Here is a 24,844-nt window from a genome sequence, read left to right as displayed (position 1 = left end):
TTTTTATGGAAATAGTGATTGAAGAAGTATTGTTTTGGATGGATGGAGGAACCATAACTTTAAAAATGAAAAAAGATAATTCAGTTTTTTATGAAGTTGAATTTGTACAAAAGATGTTGTTAGAAAAAAGTACAAAAGATTATGTTAAGCCAACTCCTGGCAGTCTTCGTTTTGACGGTAAAGACGTCGATATTCGATCAGAATTAGAAAAAAAACTGCTCTTAGAAATTAAAATTGCTGAATTTGGTCCAGACATTTCGAAAAAAGAAAGAGATTCCTTTAAAAGAGTAATATTAGAAGCTATAGATTTTGTTGAATCTGAAGATTATATAGCAGTTGCCCAAAAGGTTGGTCGTATAAAATAATTTATTTAATTAAAAAAGAAATATAGTCAACTTTATAAAAACTTCACGAAATTTGCACTTTAAACAAAAGTAAATATGAAAATAAATTTAAAATCAGGAATTGATAAACTGCTTTTCGGAATGAAGCAGAACGATGTTACAGCTGTTTTAGGAAAACCTGATAAAAGTTATAAAGACGAAGATGATAATGTGATTTTTGTATATAATGCACATAAAATCAGATTGACATTTTATGAAGAAGAAGATTCGAAACTAGGTTATCTTGTGGCTTCAAGTAATGATCTGGAGGTTTTTGGATTCAAATTAATAGGAAGAAAAATTGCTGATGTAAAGAAAGATTTCGCTGCAAAAGGCATCACAAAATACAATCAGGAAACTTTTGATACTTTCGAAAATTACTTCAACGAAGACAACTGGTTTATTCTTCAAACAGAATTTGATGAGGTTGTAAAATTCGAAATAGGAGCGATTATCAATAGTAAAGATGAATTTGACTGGAAGTTTCCGGTTAAGAAATAGTATATCAAAAACTTTTACAAAGTTCTTACAAAATAGATATAAAAAAAACCGACAATTTCTTGTCGGTTTTTTTTATGAGTTTAAAGAAATTATCCTTTTAACCATGCATTTTTAAGTTTGTCTTTAGAAGCATCAGTTGCTTTAAAAGTTTCAGTCTCTTCAAATGGAAGTTTAACTGTTCCTTTTATAGTTTCTTCTTTAGTGCCGCGTTTTACTTTTAAAGTAATTGGATCATTTTCTTTCCAGGTTTCACTTTCAGTAATAAGATCGTAAATATTTTCTAGAGAATACGCTTTGTTATTTACTGCCAAAATTTTATCGCCGCCTTTTAGATTAAGGTTTTTGAAGAATTCATTTGGTTCAATATCAGAACGAACAGCAATTTCTTTTGTCTGTTTATCAATCGTGATATAGGGAGTTTGTCCTTTTAAGAAAATTGGACCGGCTTTTTTCTCACGAGCTTTTGTTACACCTACTTTAGCAAGGTAAAAATCGTAAGGAATTGGTGTCGTTCCCTTAACATATTTGTTTAAGAATTCACCCACTTCAGGATAAGTTAAAGAGGTTATTTTAGCAAAAAGCTCATCGTCGTTAAATGGTTTTTCAATACCGTATTCGCTTGATAATTTATGCATTAAATCAAGGATTCCTTTTTCTCCGTTGCTTTTTTCTCTAATGATAATATCAATACACATTCCAATCAAAGCACCTTTTTGGTACACATTTAAGTATTGGTCTTTGTACGGCTGCTCTAATACATTTTTACTCATTACAGTAAACGACATGGTATCGTCTAAGCTTTTTGCCTGCTCAATTTTATCAGCTATACGAGTATAAAATTCAGCTTCATCGATTAAACCTTGATTGATTTGGAAAAGGTTTGCAAAATATTCCGTTACACCTTCGTACATCCATAAATGTTCAGACATTTGAGGGGCATTATAATCAAAATACTGAATTTCTTTTGAGTGGATAGTCAAAGGAGTTACAATATGGAAAAACTCGTGAGAGACCACATCTTTCATTGATTCTACCAGTTTTTCTTTCGGCATAGATTCAGGAAGTACAACTGTAGTGGCTGTTGGATGCTCTAAAGCCCCAAAACCATGTGCATCATCTTTTGCCATACTCGATAAATATAATAAAACGGTATATTTTTTAGTAGCATTTACTTTACCCAAAAAGTTCTTTTGAGCCGTCATCATTGTTTTCATTTCCGGAGTGATACTTTCCGCCGTATATTTTCCAGTTGGAGAATAAACCGCAATTAAAATATCCATTCCGTTTACGTTGAAAGTAGTGTAATCTGGTTTAGAGTACATAATTGGGTTTTCAACCAAAACAGCGTAACGAGATGTCGTAAAAATATCACTTGTATTGCTTGCATCTTCATCTGTCATAGATGTTGCGCCCCAAAGTGTTTCAGGATGAGTAATGGTAACTTTATAAGGAACTTCTAAATTGTCTTTAAAATAACCTACAAAACCATGTGTATTTACCATGAAATTTACACCTGCCTTGATATTTGTACCCGCCGGAGAAAAAACGTCGTCATTACCAAATCCGGTTCCTTTTTCAGTATCAAAAGTATCATTAACTAAATAAGTGATTTTTGCTAAAGCTTTTGCATTCGAAATAGACCAGGAATTATCGTCAAGTCTTTTTACAGTTAAAGCATTTCCTTTAACATCAAAAGCTTTAAAATCTTCGGAATATTTTCCATAATTATCAGTAGAATAGGTTCCAGGAACAGTTTTAGGAATGCTGTAAATGATTTCATCTGTTTTAATTTTCGGAGGTGTTACCGTTACTAAAACTTTATCATCTTTTACATCAACCAAATTAATATTAACTCCTACAATATTGCTTTTTCCAGAAGTACTACCTGTTTTACAGCTCCAAAGCGTTACCGCAAGAGCTAAGGTGTAAAGTATTTTTTTCATTTGTTTATGTTTAGTTATGTCTATTGGACTTAAAAAATATGTAAACGTTACAATCAAATTGAAAATATAAAAAAAACTCCCGAAAACAGGAGTTTTAAATCTTAGTCGAACTTATTCTTTATGTAATATTTGCCGTCCAAATCTTCGTCAAAATCATCAATTTTAACGGGCTTTGGTTTTGGTTTATTTGCAATAGCTTTCTTCTTCCACATCTCAAATTTTTCAAGAGGCATTTTCTTTTTCATGATCTCAAGAACTTCTTTTTCTGCCAATCCAAATTCTTTTTTTATAATTTCAAATGGATTTCTTTCTTCTAAGGCCAACGAAACTAATTTTTCCGTTTGTTCCCAATTCAATTCTTTGCGGTTACTCTTTTTCATCTCGTGAAAATTAATTCAAAATAGAGGGTTAATGATTAATAGATTGATTTTCATTTTATATATCAATATTAATAAAAAAAATAATTAGTTGTTTCGCTCAGCGATATTTTTTTATTGATTTTTAGTATTTTTTGCAGATCTTGATTTTTGAAACGGAATTTGCAGTAAATTTTTTAATTGATTGTTTTCTTCGCGCTCCATATGCGTGTCAACACCATAAATTAACTGATCTTTTGGCAGAGTGGTAAAAGTGCCAAAAAGCCTGTCCCAAACGGAAAAAATATTACCATAATTACTATCTGTATAAGGTAAAATATAATGATGGTGCACTTTGTGCATATTTGGAGAAACGATAAAGTAGCTGAGAAAAACATCTAGTTTATTTGGCAGAGAAATATTCGCATGATTAAACTGAGAAGCTATTACAGACAATGACTGATATAGAAAAACCATCCACATTGGACTTCCCACAATAAAAACACCAAGTGTGGTAAAAGCAAAACGAATTATACTTTCTCCCGGGTGATGCCTGTTTGCTGTTGTTGTATCAATCCAGGTATCAGTATGGTGAATAAGATGAAATCGCCATAAAAATTTTATTTTATGTTCGACCAAATGAACAAGATAGGCACCAATTAAATCGAGCAGCAATAATCCTATAATGGTATAAAGCCAGGCAGGTATTTGAGGCAGCCATTGTAAAATTCCAAAATGGTTTTCGGTTGTCCAGCCAGCTGTTCTTATCAGGATAAAAGCCAGAATGAAATTGACAATGATAGTCGTAATGGTAAAGAAAATATTGATTCCGGCATGATGCCATTTTCGATACTGCATTTGGAACAACGGGAATGTATTTTCAATTAGCCAAAAAATCGTAATACCGCCCACTAAAATTAAACTTCGGTGTGAAGACGGAATGGTGCTGAAGTAAGAAATAATTTCATTCATAACAAATTAGATTTAAGTTAGAAAGAAGCAGTTCTTTTTCGTTTTTATCTAAAGAAAAAGAGAAAACCCAATATAAATATATCAGATTTTCTCTTTTAATTTTAGAATTATATAGAATTTTTAAGCCTCTGCGTGGTTTTGCAGCAATAATTTATAAATAAATCCGGCTGCAATAGCACCTAAAATTGGTGCTGTCCAAAAGAGCCAAACCTGTGAAAGCGGTGTTCCGCCTGCAAATATTGCCTGAGATAAGGATCTTGCAGGATTTACAGATGTATTGGTAATTGGAATACTGATTAAGTGTATCAAAGTCAGTCCTAAACCAATTACAATACCACAGAAACTTGTACTTGCAAATTTATCAGTAGCCCCTAAAATTATCAATAAGAAAAACAATGTCAGCACAAATTCAGCTATAAACGCAGCTTGTAATGAATATCCGTCTGGAGAAAAAGGGCCAAAACCATTTGAGGCAAAAGCTCCGGCTTTAGTATTATCAATTACAAATCCTGCTTTTCCAGATGCTATTGTATATAAGGTTCCTGCTGCAGTAATTGCACCAACACACTGAGCAATTATATACGGAATTAGATCTTTGGCAGAGAATCTTCCGCCAGCCCATAAGCCAATTGAAACAGCAGGATTAAAATGTCCGCCTGAAATATGACCAACAGCATAAGCCATTGTTAAAACCGTTAAACCAAATGCCAAAGCAACACCTGCAAACCCAATTCCTAAATCAGGATATGCGGCAGCAAAAATGGCACTTCCGCATCCTCCAAAAACCAGCCAATAAGTTCCAAAGAACTCTGCAAACAATTTTTTCATAATAAAATAATTTTAGATTAATAGATTTGTTTGTTAAAGGGTATATTGGAATGCCCATACAATCAAAACTAATTGCAAGGGTAAACGTACAAATAAAATCCATTTTGGTAAACCAAAACTTGCTTTTTTATTTTGAAACATATATAAATTGGCAGGAAATATGGCAATTAAAAGTGCAATAATTCCCCATGCGGCGTATTGTGTTGTAAACGAAAACATTAGAGAAATACCTAATACAATTTCGGCAATACCGCTTAGAACATTGATTAATTTTGGGTTTTTAAAAAAAGGAGGAATGATTTTAGTGTACATTCCTGGATTTCGAAAATGATTGAATCCGGCAAGTATATAAAGTATCGCCATTAAATATAAATGCCAAGGTAAGTTCATGATAATTAATTATTTATGACTAAATTATGAAAAAAATTAACACTTATTACATTACAAGACAGTATTTTTTTAATAAGGCGAAAAAGTCTTAAATTTTTCGTTTAAAGTTCACATTCATAATAATGATAGCAAAAATGATTAAAATAATTCCAAGCCATTGCAGCAAGATTACTTTTTCATTTAAAAGTACAAACGCCATCATTACCGAAACGGGAAGTTCTAAAGCAGAAACGATACTTCCTAATCCAATTCCGGTTAACGGAAAACCTAAATTCATAAGCATTGGAGGAATGATAGTTCCAAATAATGATAAAATAATTCCCCATTTTAAGAAAATTGTCAGGTTAAAAGGTGTAACCTGCGTAATGAAGCCAAAAGTAAATACAATTACAGCACCACCCAGCAGCATATATAAACTGCGTTGAGCAGAAGAAATCTCTGTAGCTACACGATTTGCAGTAAACATGGTTGTTGTAAATGAAGCTGCGGCCAAAACTCCCCAGCCAATACCACGCCAATCCAGTTGAATGTCATTGTTGATTATATTGGTTGCCAAAGCAGTTCCAACGAGAACGATTAAAACAGCAATTACTTTTTGCGTTGAAGGCAGTTTTTTTTCTAAAATCATTTCCAGTAAAACTCCCATCCAAACTGTCTGCATTAACAGAACAATTCCAATAGAAACCGGAATGTATTTTACCGCTAAATAATAAAATAAACTGGTCATTCCTAAGGAAGTTCCGGCAAGCATTAGATTGAAAATGTTTTTTGGAGAGGCTTTTACAGTTTTCTCTTTATTTTTTGCCTTTTGAAATGCGTTTATAATCAAAATACCAATTATACCAAGTATAAATTGTGATGTTGTTACTTCTGCTGTAGTGTATCCTTCAGTATAAGCCATTTTTACGAAAGTAGCTAACATTCCGTAACTTGTAGCTCCTAAAGCAACTAAAAATACTCCTTTTAATACGTTGTTTTGTGACATTTTGATTGTATGTTTTAAAAAATTCAAGCTGGCAAAGGTAAGCTATTTTGTTTAGGAATTAATAGAAAATATACGCAAACGTTATCATTGCGTCTGTTTAAGTGCTTTTATTTAATTGAAATTTGAAGATTTAGCAGAATGTGTGAAATAAAAAAGCCGTCAAATTTTTAGATTTGACGGCTTGGTAATTTTTTAAGAAAAAATTATTTCGCTGGTTGATTTTGATAAGTTTCAATTTCAAAAATCAAAGTAGCATTTGGTGGAATTACACCTCCGGCACCTTTTTCTCCGTAAGCCAGGTTTGAAGGCAGGAAGAAAATGGCTTTTTCTCCATCTGTCATCATATCCAGAGCTTCAATAAAACCAGGAATCATACCGTCTTTTTTACCCACTGTAAAAGGGAAAGCTTTGTAACCGCCTTGTGCATCTCTGTTAGCATCGTATTTTCCGTAAGCTTTTGCAACTTCGGCTATACTACTGTCAAAAAGAGTTCCGTCTTCAAAATATCCAGCGTAATGGAAAAAAATATTGGAACCTTCAGCACCTTTTACGCCAGTTCCTTTTTTGGTAATAACATACTTTAAGTTAGATGATGTTGCAGTCGCTTTAGCTTTTGTTGCTGTAAAATAAGCGGCTTTTGCTGCCACTACTTTTTTAGCTTCGTCTTTTTTGGTCTGTTCTTTTTTTACATCATCACTTAATACTTTTAAAGCATCAAATTTCTTTGCTGGAGCACCTTTACATGTAATTACAATTTTGGTCATAACATCGTCCTGAACAATTTTATTCACAACGTCCATTCCAGAAACTACATGACCAAAAATAGTATGTTTTCCGTTTAACCAAGGTGTATCTTTATGTGTAATGAAAAACTGGCTTCCGTTTGTTGCCGGACCAGAATTTGCCATAGCTAATACACCGCCTTTTTCAAATTTTAAATCGTCTGCAAATTCATCTTTAAAAGAAAATCCGGGACCACCAGAACCATTTCCGTCAGGATCACCACCCTGAATCATGAAATCATTAATAACTCTGTGGAATTTTAAACCGTCATAAAAAGGTTTTCCTTTAAGAGATGCTTTTACATTAGGATTTGTTCCTTCTGCCAAAGTAATAAAGTTTGCCACCGTTACAGGAGCTTTTACATATTCTAATGATAAAATAATGTCTCCTTTGGTTGTAGAAATCGCAGCAAAAATCCCTTCGTTTGGATCTGCCGCGGCAACAGTCTTTACTGCTCCTGCTTTTGCAGCAGGTTTTGCTGCTGGTTTTTTAACTTGTGCCTGAATGTTTACGACAGCCAGACAAAATAAAAATAGAAATTTAAATTTCATTGTATCTAGAATTTAAGTCTATGATAGTAATTATAGGATAGTATAATTACGGTTTCTCTAATAATTGAACTTCAAAAATAATATTTGCGTTTGGCGGAATAACTCCTCCAGCGCCAGCTTCTCCATAAGCTAAATGTGATGGAATGAAAAGAACTGCTTTGTCTCCAAAAGAAAGTTTTTCGATGCCTTCAATAAATCCAGGAATCAGACCGTCTTTACGTCCTGCCTGAAATGGAATTGGCTGATAACCTTTTGCTTCAGCTCTTGCTGCATCATATTTCCCAAAAGATTTATTAACCTCTTCAATACTTGAATCAAATAAAGTTCCGTCTTCTAAGAAACCGGCATAGTGAATGTAAACCTGAGTTCCGGTTGCCGGTGTTTTACCCGCACCTTTTTCAGTAATAACATATTCTAAACCACTTGTCGTTTTAGTTGCTTTTGGTTTTATAGAAGCATAATATTCTACTTTTTCTTTTTGAACTCCTGCAAATTTGCTTTTCTCTTTAGCAATTTCAGTAAAATAATCATGGAAAACTTTTACTGCATCAAATTTTTTAGCAGCTTCACCATTTCGGATGATTTTTACAGATACGATATTATCACCCTGAACGACTTTATTTACAACTTCTTGTCCTTTTTCAACAACATGACCAAAAATTGTATGTTTGTTGTTTAACCAAGGAGTTTCTACATGTGTAATAAAAAATTGGCTGCTGTTTGTTCCGGGTCCATTGTTTGCCATTGCAAGAACACCAGCTTTGTCAAATTTTAAATCTGAGAATTCATCTTTAAATTTATATCCTGTATCTCCAGAACCAGTTCCAAGGGGATCTCCTGACTGAATCATGAAATCTGCGATAACTCTGTGGAATTTTAAGCCATCATAGAAAGGTTTATTTTTTAAACTTTCATCAGTAACAAACTCGTTTTTTCCTTCAGCCAATGTTATAAAGTTAGCAACAGTTACAGGAGCTTTTTTATAATCTAATTCAACGATAATATGACCTTTATTAGTTTCGATATCAGCATATAAACCATCAGGTAAATTGCTGTGTTCGTCTTTACAAGAATAAAATGAGCTAACGGCAAGTAGTAATACTAAAATACTTTTTTTCATTTCTTAAAATGTTTTTTTATGGGTTTAATGTATCTTTTTTAGTCGGAGCAGCGGGTTTTGCCACTGCAGGCTTTGTTGCTGCAGGTTTTGGAGTTTGTGCTGATGGAGCAGCCACTGCATTTTGAGCAGCCGGATCTGGAACAAAATTACGAAGCGTAACCGTACAGATTAAGGATTGATTAGGTCCAATTTTTTTATTGTCTCCATGATAACCATAAGCCATGTGAGAAGGAAACAAGAACGTAACGGTTTCATTTTTTTTCATGTACTTAATTCCGTCACGAAGTCCCATCATGATGTCTTGTTTGTCTACATAATACGTCTGCGGACCAAGATCGGCTTCAGAATAAATGATTTTGCCTTCAATATCTTTCACTTCCAGATTAAAGTAAGCAATATCTCCTTTGCGCGGAGCAGTGGTTTCTGTGGCGCTTTTTTCATCATAACTAAACCAATATCCTTTTTTTGTAGCGTAATATTTTACTTTCGGATTGTTTTTGATGATTTTCTTAATAACATCTTCTTCGCTGGCCACTAACTTTTTATTTCTATCGGCCGATTTTTTCATAAAACTACCCGAAGCTCTCGAAATAGGTCTTCGCGCTTCTTCATGGTGTTTACAGCCTGCCAATAAAACTGCAAAAAGCAGTGAATAAATGCTAAGTTTTAAGTAGTTCATATTGGTTTTATAATTTTAGTTTCGTTACTAAATCTTCAAACTTTTTAAGCGTTTCTTCCATAGAAGTATCAGATCTTCCGCCAGCAGCATTCACATGCCCGCCTCCGTTAAAATGATCACGAGCAAACTGATTTACATCAAATCCTCCTTGCGAACGGAATGAAATTTTAATGATTTTTTCATCTTTATTTTCGATAAAGATAGCGGTAAATACAATTCCTCGTATGCTTAAACCATAATTTACAATTCCTTCAGTATCACCCTTTACATAATTAAAAGAATCTAATTCTTCCTGAGTAAGTGAGGTATAAGAGGTTTTATGAGCTTCAAAAATTTTCATGTTTTGAAGTGCACGTCCTAGCAATTGCAAACGGCTGTATGAACTGTTATCGTATAATAACACTGGAATTTGCGTATTCTCAACTCCTAAATCAATTAACTCAGCAATAATTCTGTGTGTGTTTCCTGTAGTTCCCGGAAAGCGAAACGAACCAGAATCAGTTAAAATTCCGGTATAAATACAAGTTGCAATGGTTTTGTCTATATCTTCTTTTTTGTTTAAGAAAGAAATAAAGTTGTAAACCATTTCACAAGTTGATCCATATGAAGGATCAGAATAGGTATAAGCAGCGTAATCATGAGGTTTTTCGTGATGATCGATCATGATAAATGGAGCAGTAAGCTTTACTAAAGTATGTTCCATTTCGCCTGTTCGGTGAAAAGCATTAAAGTCAAGTGTAAAGATTAACTCGGCTTCTTCTAATATTTTAGTGCAGTTTTCAGTGTCTTTTTCAAAGATTTTTACAGTTTCAGAACCGGGTAACCAAGCTAAAAAATCCGGAAAATCATTTGGAGCAATCACCGTTGGCTGATGATTGTTTTTTAATAGAAAATGGTATAATGCCAAAGTAGAACCCATGGCGTCACCGTCTGGTCCTCTGTGCGGAATTATTACGATTTTCTTTGGAGCAGCAAGCAATAATTGAATCGCCTGAATATCTTGTATTTTCATAGTGTGCGAATTTACATTTTTTTAATGTAATGCTGAAAATATTTTAGTCGCAGTTTTTAGTTTCAGTTTTCATTTATTTTGGGATTAAATTGTTTTGTATTGGAAATCGGCAACGGGTGACATGGATTCGCCTTCGCGGAAGGACTGATTTAAGCGGATTTCTACTTTTGGAATGTAAGTTCCGTACGAACGAATTTATCTTGGAGCAATGTATTTCAATCCTTTGAATATTATGATCCCTATGCTAAAAAGTTTCGTAGAAAAGGCACATTATAGATTAATTGGAATTTATTTTCACAAATTTTGAAATTCTTTTTTCTTGAATTTTTGATATAGTTTATACTTAGCACCTTTAACAACCTGTGATTTATAAATACCAACTGAACCTGATGAAAAGTAGGCAACAGTGCATGCAATGGCAATGAAAATTCCCGGTTCAATTCCAAATAATTCCATTCCCATAATAGTGCAGGCGATGGGAGTGTGGGTAGCACCCGAAAACACGGCAACAAATCCCATTCCTGCCAAAAGTGCAATTGGCATTGGAAATATGTAAAATAATGAACCGCCTAAGGCAGCGCCAATAAAAAATAGCGGAGTTACTTCTCCTCCTTTAAATCCAACGCCTAAAGTAAATCCAGTGAAAAGAATTTTAAGAAGAAAATCGTACCATTCATTTGGGTGATTAAATGAGTCAACAATATAAGGAACGCCAAGACCAGAGAATTGTGTGAATCCAAAACCTGCAAATGCAATTGCTAAAATAATACCGCCAACAAATGGCCGTAATGGCGGGTATTTTATAGTTTTTGAAAAAAGAAAACCCCAAAAATGAGTGCTTCTTGAAAACAATAAAGCCGCAAAACCCGATAATAATCCTAAAATTATGGTATAAAATAAGGTACTGGAACATAGTTCAGGAACAATTGGAATACTGTAGTGCGTATGTTTTATTTCCCAAAATTCTACCGTAAAATAAGCAGCATAAGCCACTAAAAAGGAAAGTACAATGCTTTTTAAATTGATTTTACTGAAATACAAAATTTCCAGAGCAAAAACAGCACCAGCCAAAGGTGTTCCAAAAACGGAAGCAAAGCCCGCACTGATTCCCAGAATAATCAGGATTCTGCGTTCGGCATTGTCTAATTTGAAAATCTTAGTGAGTTGATCTGCAATTGCTCCTCCCATTTGTACTGCGGTACCTTCGCGTCCCGCAGATCCTCCAAATAAATGGGTAATTAAGGTTCCTAGAAGAACCAAAGGCGCCATTTTAAAGGGAATTATTTTTTTAGGCTGTTCGTATTCTTCAAGTAATAAGTTGTTGCCTTTTACAACCGATTCTCCCCAGTAGTAATAACTCAATCCAACCAAAAATCCGCCGAAAGGCAAAAGCCAGATAATCCAGTCGTGGTGAATTCTAAATTGTGTAACCCATTCTAAAGAAACAAGAAAAAATGCAGATGCAGATCCTGAAAGTACGCCTGTTAAAGCACAAATTAAAACCCATTTAGGAATGGAAAGCAGAATTTGTTTTTGGGTTTGGGAAGCCATTAATTTTTAGAGATGTTTTTCTAGCCACGAATTTCACGAATTTTGATGAATTAATGCTTTTTAATTGAAGAAAATAAAAAAGAAATCTTTTAAAAACCTTTAATCTGTGGCAAAAAATTAGTGGAAATTCGGAAAATTCGTGGCAAAAAAAACTATTTACTGTACAACAGCTGTAAATTCAATTTCAACCAAATATTCAGGAGCAACTAATTTACTGATTTCATAAAAACCAGTTGTAGGTTTTACATCTTTAAAAAAAGCAGAGTGTGCTCTTGCAACTTCTTCAAAAGTAGAAACATCAGTTGTAAAAATACGGGTTCTGATAACGTCTTTTATTCCAACATTTAAATCTTCTAAAACTTTTTCAACACGCTCAATTATATTATAGGTTTGTGCATAAGCATCGTCAGCTTTTACTTTATCGCCGTCAACAATTGCTACAGTGCCCGAAACTTCAATGATATTGCCAATTCTTACAGCGCGGCAGTATCCCATTTTGTCTTCCCACGGCGATCCTGTTAAGATGTTTTCTCTTTTCATTTTATGAGTTTATTTGAATTGTTTTTACAGTTTTAAAAAACATATTCAGGTTAATTAATGCGATGCAATTTATGAAATATGCCTGGCAAAAGAGAATTATTCCATTGAAATGATTTTGAAAATCTTTCTTTTTTGTGATATTTTAAAAGTAATTTCCGGGTTTTATTCGGTTTGATTTTCCTCGTAAATTCTGAGTTTGTTTTGTGTGTTTGTTAAATGCTGTTGTAAAACTTCAATTTTATTCAACAAATGATAAATAGCGTCAATTCCTTCCATATTAATATTGAGATCATAATGCATACGAATCATTTTTTCAATAGAAGGTAATTGTTCCGGCTGAAGATATTCGTCATTTTTATCAATAATAATTTCTACTAAACCATAACTATTAAGCTCTTTTATAAAAGTATTTTCAATTTCGTGATAAATACAAAATTGTTTTATTTGGATTAAGTTTTTATTACTCATGATTTCTTAGTTTAGATAATTCTGTAAACAATTCTTTTTCTTTTTCAGATAATTGGGTTGGGATTTTTAGATTGTAAGTAACATACAAATCTCCAAATTGATTGTCTTTTTTATAAACAGGAAAACCTTTTCCTTTTAGTTTAACTTTTGTTCCGGTTTGTGTTTCGGGCGATACTTTAATTTTTACTTTACCATCAAATGTATTAATGCTGACTTCACCGCCTAGCACGGCTGTGTAAAGATCCAGATCAACATTAGAATATAAATTATTGCTTTCTCTTTTAAAATCAGAATTATTGGCGATTAAAAAAGTAATATATAAATCACCATTTGGTCCGCCATTTGCGCCAGCGCTGCCATGTCCGGGAATTTTGATAACCTGACCATTTTCGACTCCGGCTGGAATTGTAATTCTGATATTTTTACCATTTACGGATAAATTTTGTTTGTGCGTAGTGTATGCCGAAGCTAAATCTAATTGCAGTTCAGCATTAAAATCCTGTCCTCTATATTTTGACTGGCTTTGTCTGCTTCGTCCTGAACCATACATAGAATTGAAGAAATCAGAGAAATCACTACCTGAAAAATCTCCTCCGCCAAAACCAGAAAAATCCTCTTGTTGGCCGCTTTGTTGTCTGGAATATTGCTGTTGATTTGGGTCGTAACCTGCTTTTTCAAATTCATCAGCATGTTTCCAGTCTTTTCCGTATTTGTCGTATTTTTTACGATTTTCAGGATTACTTAAAACCTCGTTTGCTTCATTAATTTCTTTGAATTTTTTCTCTGCTTCCTTATCATTCGGATTCAAATCGGGATGATATTTTCTGGCCAGTTTTCGATATGCTTTTTTAATTTCGGCTTCAGCAGCCGATTTTGTAACATCTAAAGTTTTATAATAGTCGATATAATCCATCTTTTTTTGATTTTAAGATAAAAAAAATTAGGTATTGAAGTTAAGAATAAGTTGTTAACTATCAAAGTAGTGAAGATGGTTTTAGGAGAATTTTATTACTGGAAGCTTTTAAAGAGTTTTAATTAACTTTAATTTTTTGGCAGGTTTTTTGATTCCAAAAATTAGCCTAATATATTGTTATAATAGTCTTAAAGTTGTCGCGCCAAACTTATTTATGTTATTTTTGTGAAGCTATACTTGAATTCTATAAAAAATTATAAAGCCGATTCAATAACCTATTTTTTAATGAAGCATCTCTTATTTTTCATATTATTTTTTGCCGCTGTCACAGTTTCAGCGCAAGAGTTTGGTACAAAATTTAAACCAATTCCGGCACCAAAGTTTAGCACAAAAAAGAAAACTCCAATCCCGCAGGTAAAAGATCCTCAGGCACAAACTGCGGATATGCCAAGTATAAAAGCACCAAATGTTTTTGATAATACTACTATAACTCCAAAATCTCAATTTCAAATAGGCGAGGAGAAAAGTAAATTTTCTATGTATCAGCAAAATGATTTCGCTAATCCGGGAGATCAGTATGTAGATAAAATGGAGAAAGATTTGGATAAGGCTTTAAAAGATGCCGGTTTAAGAGAAGGCAGAGGAACATTGGTCAAAAAGAATATTTCTCTTGGAGATTTTAAAACTCAATCAGAATATTTTATTGTAAAATTCCGTGACTTTGGAGCAATCGACGGCGATTTGGTAAAAGTTTCTTCTAATGATGTTGTAGTGGCAAATCAGATATTACTAGATGCAAACTTTAAACAAGTAAAAATTAATCTTGCCAACGGTTTTAATAAATTAGATTTTGAAGCTTTGAATATTGGTACTCTGGGCGGAAATACTGCCGAAATTCAGGTTTATGATGATAAAGGCCAACTGGTAACTACTGATTATTGGGATAACCTGGCAGCTGGATTTAAAGCTTCTATCATTGTTACGAAAGAGTAGTTTTTTAGATACTAAGGTTCTGATATTCTAAGTTACTGAGACTCTAGGATTTTATTTTGAGAATATATATACATAAAAAGGAGGTTCTAATTTTTCAGAACCTCCTTTTTTATACCAGTGCTTATTAAAAAACTTAGCACCTTAAAAACTTATCCTCTTAGCCTCTTAGTTTAAAACGGATCAGCAGTAACTCTAAAGTTCATGTTTGCTTTAACCGTTACATCTTTTGTAAGCGTTTCTTTTAGGGTAACCTGAGTTCTTATTTTGTAGCTGTCTGCTTTAATGTATTGATCTAATCTTGCATCGGTGCAAACCAAATCAATTGTGCTGCTTGATGAATTAATATTATCCTGATAAGCCAATTGTATTTCATCAGAATCTGTTGTAGAGATATACAAATGAACTGATTTTAAGAATGTAAATGTTTTGTCAGATGGATCAGAAATAGTCAATTTAAGCGATCTTATTTTTACATCTTTTACCAGACTGGCCTTAGTTTTATTGTTTTTAAATTCTGCTGAAGAATTAGTTGTAACATCAGGAGTGATAATTTCCGAAGGCAGGTTAATAGGTGATGAACTCTTAATTTTTATTGAAGCTTCATTAGAAATACTAAAACTCAATAGGTCATCTACAGCATCACAAGAAGTTAGTGACAGCGATAATAAAAGAGCAATGGCAATAAATTTTGATTTCATAGTTAAATTTAATTGGGTTTTTCCTTAGATACGAAATAATTGGTTTTTTGGATTTTTCTTTTTAAGGTTCAAAGAAACAAAGCAAAAAACTTTGCGTGAAAATATAAACCCTTGAACCTTTGCTTCTCTGAACCTTTGAACCTAAAAATCGGAACGTTGAAAAAAAAATATATTTTTTCAACGTTCCGATTTTTAAGATTGAAATATAAAAAGTATTTTTGCGCATGCAACACAACGTACTTATTTTAGATTTCGGATCGCAATACACACAGCTTATTGCGCGTAGAGTTCGCGAATTAAATATATTCTGCGAAATTTTTCCTTACAATCACTTTCCTAGTGATTTATCACCTTATAAAGCAGTAATTTTAGGCGGAAGCCCTTTTTCTGTTCGTGCAGAAGATGCACCGCATCCTGATTTATCTCAAATTAGAGGTAAACTTCCAATGCTTGCCGTTTGTTACGGAGCGCAATATTTAGCTCATTTTAGTGGAGGTGAAGTTGCAGCTTCTAATACTAGAGAATACGGTAGAGCGAATTTATCTTATATTAAGGATAATGAAGTTTTCTTTGAAGGAGTTTCAGAAAACAGTCAGGTTTGGATGAGCCACAGCGATAGCGTAAAAGCACTTCCAACAAATGCTGTAAAATTAGCAAGCACACACGACGTAGAATTTGCCGCTTATAAAATTGAAGGTGAAACAACGTACGGAATTCAATATCATCCAGAAGTTTTCCATTCTACAGATGGATCAAAAATGCTGGAAAACTTTTTAGTTAAAATTGCCGAAGTTCCTCAAAACTTTACACCAAACGCTTTCGTAGAAGAAATGGTTGGAGAATTGAAAGAGAAATTAGGAAACGATAAAGTAGTTTTAGGATTATCAGGCGGAGTAGATTCTACTGTAGCAGCGGTTTTATTAAACCAGGCAATTGGTAAAAACCTTTACTGTATTTTCGTAAACAATGGTTTACTTCGTAAAAACGAATTCCAAAACGTATTAGATCAATACAAAGGAATGGGATTAAACGTAAAAGGTGTTGATGCCGGAGATCGTTTTCTTTCTGAACTTGCAGGAATCAGTGATCCTGAAACCAAACGTAAAACAATTGGACGTGTATTTATCGAAGTTTTTGATGATGAATCGCATTTAATCGAAGACGTAAAATGGTTAGCGCAAGGAACAATTTACCCAGACGTAATCGAGTCTGTTTCGGTAAAAGGACCATCGGCAACTATTAAATCACACCATAACGTTGGTGGATTGCCAGATTATATGAAATTAAAAATTGTAGAACCGCTTAGAATGCTTTTTAAAGATGAAGTGCGACGAGTTGGAGCTACATTAGGTATAGATCCTGAATTATTAGGAAGACACCCTTTCCCGGGTCCAGGATTATCAATTAGAATTTTAGGAGACATTACTCCGGAGAAAGTACAAATTTTACAAGATGTTGATTCTGTTTTTATTGAAGGATTAAAATCTTGGGGATTATACGACAAAGTTTGGCAGGCTGGAGCAATTTTGCTTCCGGTGAATTCTGTTGGAGTTATGGGTGATGAGCGTACTTACGAAAAAGTAGTTGCGCTTAGAGCGGTAGAATCAACAGACGGTATGACTGCTGACTGGGTTCACTTACCTTATGATTTCTTGATGAAAGTTTCTAACGATATTATCAACAAGGTAAAAGGCGTGAATCGTGTAGTTTACGATATAAGTTCAAAACCACCTGCAACAATTGAGTGGGAATAGCAGCGTATTTTAAAATTAAGGTCTTACATTTGTAAGGCCTTAATTTTTTATAACCTACTATTTATGAGAGAACTTTTAACGATTTCTCTTGTGTTTATTTTGTCTTTTAACAAAATAACTGCACAAGACTCAATAATTGATCACAAAATTCAAAAAGGAGAAACCGCTTATTTCATTGCCCAAAAATATAAGGTTTCTGTAGAGGAGATTTACAAACTCAACCCCGAGTCGCAAAACGGAATTAAAGACAATCAAATTATTAAGATTCCGGTTCATTCTCCAGAAAAAATAAAACAAGACCAGCAGACTACTCATATTGTGGGTGAAAAAGAAACGCTGTACGGTTTATCAAAACAATATCATGTTTCGGTAGAAGCCATACAAAATGCTAATCAGGCGATTCTTGTAAACGGACTGCAGGCGGGGCAAGAATTAATTATTCCCAATTCTTCAAATCATTCTAAAACTGAGAATGTAAGTTCTTCAAAAACAACGCATCTTGTTGTGGCTAAAGAATCTTTGTTCAGCATTGCGAGACAGTACAATGTTTCGGTTCAGGATTTAGAAAATCTCAATAAAGAATTATTGCAAAACGGATTGCAGATTGGTCAGACCATTTCAATTCCAAACAAACGAAAAACTTTAGACGGAAGAGTTCGAGTAATCAATCAGGAAACAATTTTTCATTTAGTGGAACCAAAGGAAACTAAATTCTCGATTGCAAAAAAATACGGCATTTCAATTGATCAGTTAGAATCTCAAAATCCGGAAATTGTAAACGGATTAATTGTTGGAAATAAACTGGCAATCAATACAAAAGAAATCAAACCAGCCAACGAAAGCGAAGAATTAATGCTGGCACTTGCTGAAAAACAAGTAGTAGTCGAAAAAACAAAAGCCAAAACGGTCGAAATTGATGATTTAAAAGACAGATTGGTTATTCAAAAAGAAATGAATCAGAAGATTATTAAAATTAACGATCTAAAAGTTAATTTGAATGATATGAACGGTTCAAAAGAAAATTCGGTTGAAAAATTGCGTTTGGTTTTAGAAGCCAATAAAAATGTTCAGGATGTTTTAATGGCAAAATTAGATTCATTGGTAAACACGATGAATGATGATTTGAAAGAGTTAAAACGAATGGATGTTTTAAACGTAGACGAATCAAAACGTTTGGAAAAACAATCGTATGAAAGCATTGGTAAGACAAATGAATTATCATCTCAATTAAAAAAAGAACTCGCTGAAAACCGAAAAGCGTATGCCGGTTTAATGAATAAAGTCGAGAAAATCGCCGTTGAAGAAAATCAGGAATACAAGAAGAAAATCCGCGAAAGCGAAAAAAATAAAAACGTTACTTCAATTCAGCAAAGACTTTCTTTAGAAGAAATTAAACGCTACAAAATCGAACAGGAGCAAGGCGATGCCAAAAACCAACAGTTAATTTCTAAAATTGATTCGCTGGATACCCAAAAGCAAATAGAGGTAAAGCGCCACATCAGCAAAGCTTCTTATTACAGCATGGAAGCCAGAAAATTTGATGACAAACTGGCTTTGGTTAAACTGAAAAAATATCAGGATGAAGCAATTAAAAAGTCGGCTCCTGTAGAAACTTCTAAATCAGTTTCTGTAGAAGAAATGCGACGTGAGCTGAAAGAAAGCCCTTTTAAGAATGAAAAAAATGTAAAGATTGAAGTTTATGATAATCTTAAAGAAGTTTCAAACGGCTATTACTTAGTTTTAGGTATATTTACAGACGCAACACCCCGAGACAAGTTAATTATGAAACTTATTGACTCAGGTGATTTTAACGCTAGTTTTTTCTTTAATATAAACAGTCTTTCTTATTATGTTTATTCAGATAAGTTCCAAAATATGGAAGAAGTTTTATATCAGTGCAAGAAAAAAGAGGAAGATGAGTTATATAAGAATGTTGTTATTGCAAAGTTAGAAGTTGATCTTCGATAATTTTTTGCAGGAATTGACAAGTGGCGTGAATCTTGTATAAGAGAAATTAGTATCTTGTTTTTGAATTAAAAATAAAAATTGTTTTAAGCCTTATTATGAAATATTATTCGACATTATTTTTACTTGTTTTTTTTATAACCTGTTCTGCTTTTTCGCAAGGGAAAGTGGTAAAATACACGGTTTCAAGTGGAGAAACTATCAACCAGATTGCTCAAAAATTTAAGGTTACGCCTTTTGATATTTATGAATTAAATCCGGATGCAAGAAGAGGATTGGTGCCCAATACCGTTTTATTGATTCCGGCATCAACCAATAAAAGTGCGGACAAAAATGAAACAGCTGCGGTAAAATCGGCAGGTAATTCTAAAGAAATTATTCATGAAGTACAGCCAAAAGAAACTTTTTACAGCATCGAAAAAAAATATGGTATTTCTGATGAAGCTTTAAAAGCAGCGAATCCGTTTCTTGAAAAAAACGGAGTACAGATAGGTCAGAAACTTGTAATTCCTGCAAAAGGTGCAGCTCCTAAAAGTATCTCTGCTGCAGAGAAAAAAACAAAAGAAAAAGGACCTGAAAAATATGTGTATCATGAAGTTCAGGCAAAAGAAACGAAGTATTCAATTGCAAAGCAATACAATACAACTGTTGAAGATTTAGAGAAAAGAAATCCTGAAATCGTTTCGAGTTTACCAGTTGGATACAGAGTAACGATAAAAGGAACTGCTCCAAAAACAGAAACTGCGGCGCCGGTTTCAAAAGCTGAAGAACCTAAAAAAACTGCTGAATCTAAAAAAGCCGTTTCTTATATGGAATATCAGGTAAAACCAAAAGAGACTTTTTACAGTTTAGGAAAAGTTTTTCATTTGTCACAAGATGAATTAGTGGCTTTGAATCCGTCACTTTCTGAAGGTGTGAAAGAAGGAATGGTTCTTAAAGTTCCTGCTGGATATGTAGCGCCGGCACCAATCGTGACTCAATCTCAGCCAGCTGAAAAAGCAGCAGTTTCAACACCTGCAGCAGCAGAAAATACAGGCGGCGGTATTAAAATTGTAGATAAAGTGAAGTCTGAAACTGTTTCAGCAGATCCTGAAATTGTCGAATTAACTAAAAAAAGAGGACAAAACGACCGCAAAAAAGTGGTTTTACTGCTTCCTTTCAATTTAGCTAAATTGCAAAGTGATACAACCGGAATGGCAGCACGTTTAAAAACAGATAAGTTCTTAAACATGACTCTGGATTTTTATTCTGGAGCCATGATGGCAATTGACTCGGCTAAAACATTGAAACTGCCAATTGATGTTTCCATTTATGATTCACAGGAAACTAAAACTACCTCAAATATTGCGTCTTTAATTGCACAAAATAAATTACAGGAAGCAGATGCAGTTGTTGGTCCGTTTTATCAAAATAATGCTGAATCGACTGCTAATTCTCTTCGTTTGTATAATGTTCCGGTTATTTCGCCATTATCAAAAGACGCTGCTAATCCTATCGATAATTTGTATCAAACTATTCCATCAAATGATGTGGTTAGAAATGCAATTTTCGATTATATGAGAGCTAAAAACGGAAATATTGTAGCAGTAGTAGACAAGAAAAAAGAATCAGTTATCAGTTATATTAAGCAAAATCAAAAAGGTGTTGTTTTTGCCGGATTAACAGAAGCCGGAGGCTTGGATGTTGCCAACTTGAAAAGCTTATTACTGCCCACACGTTTGAATTATGTGGTAATGGAAACAGGAAATACTGCGATGATAAAAGCAACCATAAAAGCTTTAATTGATTCTCAAAAAACGTGTCAGGTGCAATTGGTAATTTTAGAACCAAACAGTACGCTTGATACAGATGAGATCAGTTTTGATAATTTGGTGCAATTGAAATTAATGTATCCGTCAGTTACTCGTGACAGTGATGAACAAGGAGCTGCAATTTTCAAAAAAGAATATAAACTGAAAAATAAAGCGTATCCAAATACGTATGCAACAAGAGGTTTTGATGTAACTTTTGATACGATGATGCGTTTGGTTCAGGGAAAAACCTATCAGGAAACGGCAGATTTAATGACAACACAGCAGGTTGATAATAAATTTCAATTTTATAAAAAAGAAGATGGCGGACACGCAAATAAAGGTGTCTACATTTTATATTACGATTCAGACTTAACTTTAAAAGCAGCAAATTAATGACATCAAAAGTAACATACTTAGGCGATTTAAGAACAAAATCAATTCATATACAATCAGGAAGTGAAATCATTTCTGATGCACCACTTGATAATAACGGAAAAGGTGAAGCTTTTTCTCCAACAGATACTGTTGCCAATGCTTTAGCGAGCTGTATGATGACTATTATGGGAATCAAAGCTCGCGATCTCGAAGTAGATTTAGTAGATTCAACCGCAGAAGTAACTAAAATCATGAATGCTGAACCACGCCGAATTGGTGCTATCGAAATTGTTTTTGATATGAAAAGCAATGCCGATGAAAAAAGCAAAATCATTTTAGAACGTGCAGCGATGACTTGTCCTGTGTTTTTGAGTTTAAGTTCAGAAATTGAAAAAAATGTAACCTTCAATTGGAAATAATTTTTTTAGAATATATTCCAAAAAGCCGTCAATATTGACGGCTTTTTTTATGCAATTCATATAAATGTAAAAATTAACAAAATATTCATATCAAATTTTGGTTCATAAAAAGAATATGAAGTATCTTTGTCTTGCAAAAAATACGCATTTTCATGCAAAAATAATGCATTCTCAAAAGTGAAAACGAGATTCACTTTTTTAATATTATTTGGGATCTCGAAGTGAGATAAAAATGATATTCCAAATTCTACTCCAAATCAATAATTTAAATTTTGTTGTATTCCATTTATAAAGGTTTTATCTTTATATGGTGATGATTGCTATTGTTTTAGCGATGTTTTGACTTGCTTTTTTGCATGGAAAAAATGAAATTTTACGGCTTTATGCCAATACATATAATCTGAAAAATAAAAAAAAACTATATCATGTTAAAAAGTAAAATAGACAAAGCGACCGGTTTTGAAAAACGCTTCGAAAACATCAATACTGTTGTTTTTGAGAATTCAAGCGAAGCTTCAAAAGCAGTTGCACAGGAAATCGCGGCTTTAATTCAATCAAAACAAAAAGAAAATCAGCCTTGCATTTTAGGTTTGGCAACAGGTTCTTCTCCAAAAGGATTGTATGCTGAATTAGTTCGTCTGCATAAAGAAGAAGGTTTGAGTTTTAAAAACGTTATCAGTTTTAATCTGGATGAATATTATCCGATGGAACCAAATTCTATCAACAGTTATGTTCGTTTTATGAAAGAATTACTGTTTGATCATGTTGATATTTTACCTGAAAATGCCCATGTTCCAAATGGTCTTTTAACCAAAGAGCAAATTGCAGATTATTGTCACGAATATGAAGCTAAGATTGAAGCTTTAGGCGGAATCGATTTGCAGATTCTTGGAATTGGAGGAAACGGACATATTGGTTTTAACGAATCAGGTTCGCTGCAAAACTCCAAAACTCGTTTGGTTGCATTAGATCATATTACAAGAGTTGCGGCCAGCAAAGATTTCTTCGGACTAAATAATACGCCAAGAACGGCTATTACGCTTGGAGTGAAAAAAATTATGGAAGCTAAAAGAGTGATCTTGTTAGCTTGGGGTGAAGGAAAAGCAAATATTGTAAAAAAATCTGTTGAAGACGAAGTTACAAATCGTGTTCCAGCTTCATTTTTGCAAGAGCATAACAATGCTGTTTTTATTTTAGATAAGGAAGCTTCTTCAAAATTAACGAGAATCAATAAGCCTTGGCTGGTTGAAAAAATTGTTTGGACAGATAAATTAACGCGAAAGGCAGTTTTAGGATTGGCATTAGATCTTAAAAAACCAATTTTAATGCTTACCGATGCTGATTATATTGAAAATGGAATGAGCGATTTATTAGCAGATTCTGGTCCAGCATACGACATCAATATTAAAATTTTCAATAAGCTCCAAAATACAATTACAGGCTGGCCAGGAGGGAAACCAAATGCCGAGGATGCCAATCGTCCGGAAAGAGCTGAGCCTGCTAAAAAACGTGTTTTGATTTTCAGCCCGCATCCAGATGATGATATTATTAGTATGGGAGGAACTTTCATGCGTTTACAGGAGCAGGGGCACGAAGTACACGTTGCTTATCAGACTTCAGGAAATATTGCTGTTGCAGATGATGAAGCGCTGCGTTTTGCAAGATTCGTAATTGATTACAATGAAAAATTTGGAATAAAAAGTGCCGAGGCAGATAATATCTACCAAAAAGCACAAACCTTTTTAGAGAACAAAAAGAACAGTGAAATTGATATTCCGGAAGTTCGTTACATTAAAGGGTTGATTAGAAAAGGTGAGGCGAGAGCAACAAGTCATTTTGTTGGTTTACCGGATACTCAAATCCATTTTATGGAATTGCCTTTCTATGAAACCGGAACAATTGAGAAAAAACCAATTGGGCCAGAAGATATTCAGTTAACTGTAGATTTAATTGAAAAAATTAAACCACACCAAATTTATGCAGCTGGAGATTTAGCAGATCCGCACGGAACACACAAAGTTTGTCTGGATGCCATTTTTGAAGCGGTTAAGATTTTAAAACCAAAATCATTTATGGATGACTGCTGGTTATGGTTATACCGCGGCGCTTGGCAGGAATGGGGAATTGATGAAGTTGAAATGGCTGTGCCAATGAGCCCGGACCAAGTTTTGGCAAAACGTCACGGAATCTTCAAACACCAATCACAAAAAGACGGAGTTGTTTTTCAGGGAACTGACGCCAGAGAATTTTGGCAGAGAGCCGAAGACAGAAACAGCGAAACAGCAGCTTTATATCAGCAGTTAGGTTTAGCGACTTATGCAGCAATGGAAGCTTTTGTGAGATGGCATTATTAAGTTGCTAAGGTTCTGAGATGCTAAGATTCTAAGGTTTTTCGCCACGAATTACACAAATTTCCACAAATTAAATTCGTGATAATTCGTGGCGAAAAAAAAACATTTTAATCCTTTTAATCTGTGGCAAAAAGAAAAATAATAATAGCTTTGTAAGCAATTGGAAGCAAGAAGAAAGAACAAGTCTGTATTTTCTTTCTCTTGCTTCTTTTTTCTTAAAAAAAAAATGGAACAAGACAAAAAACTTCTCATAAAATTAGCCCACACCAAAATGCCTTTCGGAAAATATGAAGGTCGTTTTCTAATCGATTTACCTGAATATTATGTGGTTTGGTATCACAATAAAGGTTTTCCAAAAGGTGAATTAGGACAGCAGTTACAGCTTATTTATGAGTTGAAATTAAATGGCCTGGAAGAATTGATTCGTAATATAAAAAAGCAATATCCAAAATCTAATTAAATAATAGGAAAAATCTTTGTAAGTTTAATTTTTTTATTTAATTTTGAAATACAAATATTAT

At 33.6% G+C, this 24,844-nt stretch carries 24 protein-coding genes; 9 read left to right on the top strand and 15 right to left on the bottom strand.

Annotated elements, in window-relative coordinates; genetic code table 11:
* Positions 1–5: 5 nt before the first annotated feature.
* Both L1276_RS06295 and L1276_RS06290 read left to right on the top strand, forming a co-directional pair.
* Entirely contained in the window at positions 6–365 is a 360-nt protein-coding gene (locus L1276_RS06295) for a hypothetical protein (RefSeq protein WP_253786235.1), read from the top strand.
* A 75-nt stretch (positions 366–440) separates the two neighbouring features.
* On the top strand, positions 441–884 hold the full coding sequence (locus L1276_RS06290; protein WP_253786234.1) for a hypothetical protein: 444 nt from the start codon (positions 441–443) through the stop codon (positions 882–884).
* Between the two features lie 89 nt (positions 885–973).
* Here L1276_RS06290 and L1276_RS06285 read toward each other — a convergent pair whose 3' ends face one another.
* From L1276_RS06285 to L1276_RS06220, 14 genes are all read right to left on the bottom strand, one after another.
* Positions 974–2,827 (bottom strand): peptidase M61, encoded by a 1,854-nt coding sequence (locus tag L1276_RS06285; protein ID WP_253786233.1) that lies wholly within the window; start codon positions 2,825–2,827, stop codon positions 974–976.
* A gap of 101 nt (positions 2,828–2,928) precedes the next feature.
* Positions 2,929–3,207: a DUF2805 domain-containing protein gene (locus L1276_RS06280; RefSeq protein ID WP_253786232.1), complete on the bottom strand. Its 279-nt coding sequence runs from the start codon at positions 3,205–3,207 to the stop codon at positions 2,929–2,931.
* A gap of 111 nt (positions 3,208–3,318) precedes the next feature.
* Positions 3,319–4,155, bottom strand: a complete 837-nt coding sequence (locus L1276_RS06275; RefSeq protein WP_253786230.1) for a sterol desaturase family protein — start codon at positions 4,153–4,155, stop codon at positions 3,319–3,321.
* Between the two features lie 120 nt (positions 4,156–4,275).
* Positions 4,276–4,983 (bottom strand): aquaporin Z, encoded by a 708-nt coding sequence (aqpZ, locus tag L1276_RS06270; protein ID WP_253786228.1) that lies wholly within the window; start codon positions 4,981–4,983, stop codon positions 4,276–4,278.
* Positions 4,984–5,016: 33 nt separating this feature from the next.
* Positions 5,017–5,373 (bottom strand): DoxX family membrane protein, encoded by a 357-nt coding sequence (locus L1276_RS06265; protein ID WP_253786226.1) that lies wholly within the window; start codon positions 5,371–5,373, stop codon positions 5,017–5,019.
* Positions 5,374–5,461: 88 nt separating this feature from the next.
* Complete coding sequence (locus L1276_RS06260; RefSeq protein ID WP_253786224.1) at positions 5,462–6,358, bottom strand: DMT family transporter; 897 nt, start codon at positions 6,356–6,358, stop codon at positions 5,462–5,464.
* A 203-nt stretch (positions 6,359–6,561) separates the two neighbouring features.
* Positions 6,562–7,692 carry a peptidylprolyl isomerase gene (locus tag L1276_RS06255; protein ID WP_253786222.1) on the bottom strand — a complete coding sequence of 377 codons (1,131 nt, stop codon included), beginning with the start codon at positions 7,690–7,692 and terminating at the stop codon, positions 6,562–6,564.
* 46 nt (positions 7,693–7,738) lie between these two features.
* Positions 7,739–8,812 carry a peptidylprolyl isomerase gene (locus tag L1276_RS06250; protein WP_253786220.1) on the bottom strand — a complete coding sequence of 358 codons (1,074 nt, stop codon included), beginning with the start codon at positions 8,810–8,812 and terminating at the stop codon, positions 7,739–7,741.
* A gap of 16 nt (positions 8,813–8,828) precedes the next feature.
* Entirely contained in the window at positions 8,829–9,491 is a 663-nt protein-coding gene (gene gldI, locus L1276_RS06245; RefSeq protein WP_253786219.1) for a gliding motility-associated peptidyl-prolyl isomerase GldI, read from the bottom strand.
* A 7-nt stretch (positions 9,492–9,498) separates the two neighbouring features.
* Complete coding sequence (locus L1276_RS06240; RefSeq protein WP_253786216.1) at positions 9,499–10,503, bottom strand: bifunctional oligoribonuclease/PAP phosphatase NrnA; 1,005 nt, start codon at positions 10,501–10,503, stop codon at positions 9,499–9,501.
* A 294-nt stretch (positions 10,504–10,797) separates the two neighbouring features.
* A complete protein-coding gene (locus tag L1276_RS06235) occupies positions 10,798–12,054 on the bottom strand; it encodes a voltage-gated chloride channel family protein (RefSeq protein ID WP_253786214.1) in 1,257 nt (418 codons plus the stop codon).
* A 156-nt stretch (positions 12,055–12,210) separates the two neighbouring features.
* Positions 12,211–12,594 (bottom strand): RidA family protein, encoded by a 384-nt coding sequence (locus L1276_RS06230; RefSeq protein WP_035648901.1) that lies wholly within the window; start codon positions 12,592–12,594, stop codon positions 12,211–12,213.
* Between the two features lie 162 nt (positions 12,595–12,756).
* Positions 12,757–13,062, bottom strand: coding sequence for a chaperone modulator CbpM (locus L1276_RS06225; RefSeq protein WP_253786212.1), 306 nt, complete (start codon positions 13,060–13,062; stop codon positions 12,757–12,759).
* Positions 13,055–13,975, bottom strand: a complete 921-nt coding sequence (locus tag L1276_RS06220; RefSeq protein WP_253786210.1) for a DnaJ C-terminal domain-containing protein — start codon at positions 13,973–13,975, stop codon at positions 13,055–13,057. The genes L1276_RS06225 and L1276_RS06220 overlap by 8 nt, the downstream gene beginning before the upstream one ends.
* 285 nt (positions 13,976–14,260) lie before the next feature.
* Here L1276_RS06220 and L1276_RS06215 point away from each other — a divergent pair, with 285 nt between their 5' ends.
* Positions 14,261–14,968 (top strand): hypothetical protein, encoded by a 708-nt coding sequence (locus L1276_RS06215; protein WP_253786208.1) that lies wholly within the window; start codon positions 14,261–14,263, stop codon positions 14,966–14,968.
* Positions 14,969–15,138: 170 nt separating this feature from the next.
* Here the strand turns inward: L1276_RS06215 and L1276_RS06210 are convergent, their stop codons facing one another.
* Positions 15,139–15,666, bottom strand: a complete 528-nt coding sequence (locus L1276_RS06210; RefSeq protein WP_253786206.1) for a hypothetical protein — start codon at positions 15,664–15,666, stop codon at positions 15,139–15,141.
* Between the two features lie 224 nt (positions 15,667–15,890).
* Between L1276_RS06210 and guaA the strand changes: the two genes are divergently transcribed.
* From guaA to L1276_RS06180, 6 genes are all read left to right on the top strand, one after another.
* A complete protein-coding gene (gene guaA, locus L1276_RS06205; RefSeq protein WP_253786204.1) occupies positions 15,891–17,420 on the top strand; it encodes a glutamine-hydrolyzing GMP synthase in 1,530 nt (509 codons plus the stop codon).
* Between the two features lie 63 nt (positions 17,421–17,483).
* Positions 17,484–19,388: a LysM peptidoglycan-binding domain-containing protein gene (locus tag L1276_RS06200; RefSeq protein ID WP_253786202.1), complete on the top strand. Its 1,905-nt coding sequence runs from the start codon at positions 17,484–17,486 to the stop codon at positions 19,386–19,388.
* A gap of 95 nt (positions 19,389–19,483) precedes the next feature.
* A complete protein-coding gene (locus L1276_RS06195; RefSeq protein ID WP_253786200.1) occupies positions 19,484–21,571 on the top strand; it encodes a LysM peptidoglycan-binding domain-containing protein in 2,088 nt (695 codons plus the stop codon).
* Positions 21,571–21,972, top strand: a complete 402-nt coding sequence (locus L1276_RS06190; RefSeq protein WP_253786198.1) for an OsmC family protein — start codon at positions 21,571–21,573, stop codon at positions 21,970–21,972. Before L1276_RS06195 ends, L1276_RS06190 begins: the two co-directional genes overlap by 1 nt.
* 425 nt (positions 21,973–22,397) lie before the next feature.
* Positions 22,398–24,326, top strand: coding sequence for a glucosamine-6-phosphate deaminase (gene nagB, locus L1276_RS06185; RefSeq protein WP_253786196.1), 1,929 nt, complete (start codon positions 22,398–22,400; stop codon positions 24,324–24,326).
* Between the two features lie 223 nt (positions 24,327–24,549).
* Positions 24,550–24,783: a DUF3820 family protein gene (locus tag L1276_RS06180; protein WP_253786194.1), complete on the top strand. Its 234-nt coding sequence runs from the start codon at positions 24,550–24,552 to the stop codon at positions 24,781–24,783.
* Positions 24,784–24,844 lie beyond the last annotated feature (61 nt).

This window comes from Flavobacterium sp. HSC-32F16, from assembly GCF_024171645.1.
Classification (GTDB): domain Bacteria; phylum Bacteroidota; class Bacteroidia; order Flavobacteriales; family Flavobacteriaceae; genus Flavobacterium.
The sequence above is the reverse complement of the archived record's forward strand: the minus strand, read 5'-3'. Positions and strand labels throughout refer to the sequence as shown.

Bases quoted from the DNA above. Each gene is read 5' to 3' on its own strand.
- L1276_RS06295 (WP_253786235.1), top strand. From the start codon at position 6: ATGGAAATAGTGATTGAAGAAGTATTGTTTTGGATGGATGGAGGAACC.
- L1276_RS06290 (WP_253786234.1), top strand. From the start codon at position 441: ATGAAAATAAATTTAAAATCAGGAATTGATAAACTGCTTTTCGGAATG.
- L1276_RS06285 (WP_253786233.1), bottom strand. From the start codon at position 2,827: ATGAAAAAAATACTTTACACCTTAGCTCTTGCGGTAACGCTTTGGAGC.
- L1276_RS06280 (WP_253786232.1), bottom strand. From the start codon at position 3,207: ATGAAAAAGAGTAACCGCAAAGAATTGAATTGGGAACAAACGGAAAAA.
- L1276_RS06275 (WP_253786230.1), bottom strand. From the start codon at position 4,155: ATGAATGAAATTATTTCTTACTTCAGCACCATTCCGTCTTCACACCGA.
- aqpZ (WP_253786228.1), bottom strand. From the start codon at position 4,983: ATGAAAAAATTGTTTGCAGAGTTCTTTGGAACTTATTGGCTGGTTTTT.
- L1276_RS06265 (WP_253786226.1), bottom strand. From the start codon at position 5,373: ATGAACTTACCTTGGCATTTATATTTAATGGCGATACTTTATATACTT.
- L1276_RS06260 (WP_253786224.1), bottom strand. From the start codon at position 6,358: ATGTCACAAAACAACGTATTAAAAGGAGTATTTTTAGTTGCTTTAGGA.
- L1276_RS06255 (WP_253786222.1), bottom strand. From the start codon at position 7,692: ATGAAATTTAAATTTCTATTTTTATTTTGTCTGGCTGTCGTAAACATT.
- L1276_RS06250 (WP_253786220.1), bottom strand. From the start codon at position 8,812: ATGAAAAAAAGTATTTTAGTATTACTACTTGCCGTTAGCTCATTTTAT.
- gldI (WP_253786219.1), bottom strand. From the start codon at position 9,491: ATGAACTACTTAAAACTTAGCATTTATTCACTGCTTTTTGCAGTTTTA.
- L1276_RS06240 (WP_253786216.1), bottom strand. From the start codon at position 10,503: ATGAAAATACAAGATATTCAGGCGATTCAATTATTGCTTGCTGCTCCA.
- L1276_RS06235 (WP_253786214.1), bottom strand. From the start codon at position 12,054: ATGGCTTCCCAAACCCAAAAACAAATTCTGCTTTCCATTCCTAAATGG.
- L1276_RS06230 (WP_035648901.1), bottom strand. From the start codon at position 12,594: ATGAAAAGAGAAAACATCTTAACAGGATCGCCGTGGGAAGACAAAATG.
- L1276_RS06225 (WP_253786212.1), bottom strand. From the start codon at position 13,062: ATGAGTAATAAAAACTTAATCCAAATAAAACAATTTTGTATTTATCAC.
- L1276_RS06220 (WP_253786210.1), bottom strand. From the start codon at position 13,975: ATGGATTATATCGACTATTATAAAACTTTAGATGTTACAAAATCGGCT.
- L1276_RS06215 (WP_253786208.1), top strand. From the start codon at position 14,261: ATGAAGCATCTCTTATTTTTCATATTATTTTTTGCCGCTGTCACAGTT.
- L1276_RS06210 (WP_253786206.1), bottom strand. From the start codon at position 15,666: ATGAAATCAAAATTTATTGCCATTGCTCTTTTATTATCGCTGTCACTA.
- guaA (WP_253786204.1), top strand. From the start codon at position 15,891: ATGCAACACAACGTACTTATTTTAGATTTCGGATCGCAATACACACAG.
- L1276_RS06200 (WP_253786202.1), top strand. From the start codon at position 17,484: ATGAGAGAACTTTTAACGATTTCTCTTGTGTTTATTTTGTCTTTTAAC.
- L1276_RS06195 (WP_253786200.1), top strand. From the start codon at position 19,484: ATGAAATATTATTCGACATTATTTTTACTTGTTTTTTTTATAACCTGT.
- L1276_RS06190 (WP_253786198.1), top strand. From the start codon at position 21,571: ATGACATCAAAAGTAACATACTTAGGCGATTTAAGAACAAAATCAATT.
- nagB (WP_253786196.1), top strand. From the start codon at position 22,398: ATGTTAAAAAGTAAAATAGACAAAGCGACCGGTTTTGAAAAACGCTTC.
- L1276_RS06180 (WP_253786194.1), top strand. From the start codon at position 24,550: ATGGAACAAGACAAAAAACTTCTCATAAAATTAGCCCACACCAAAATG.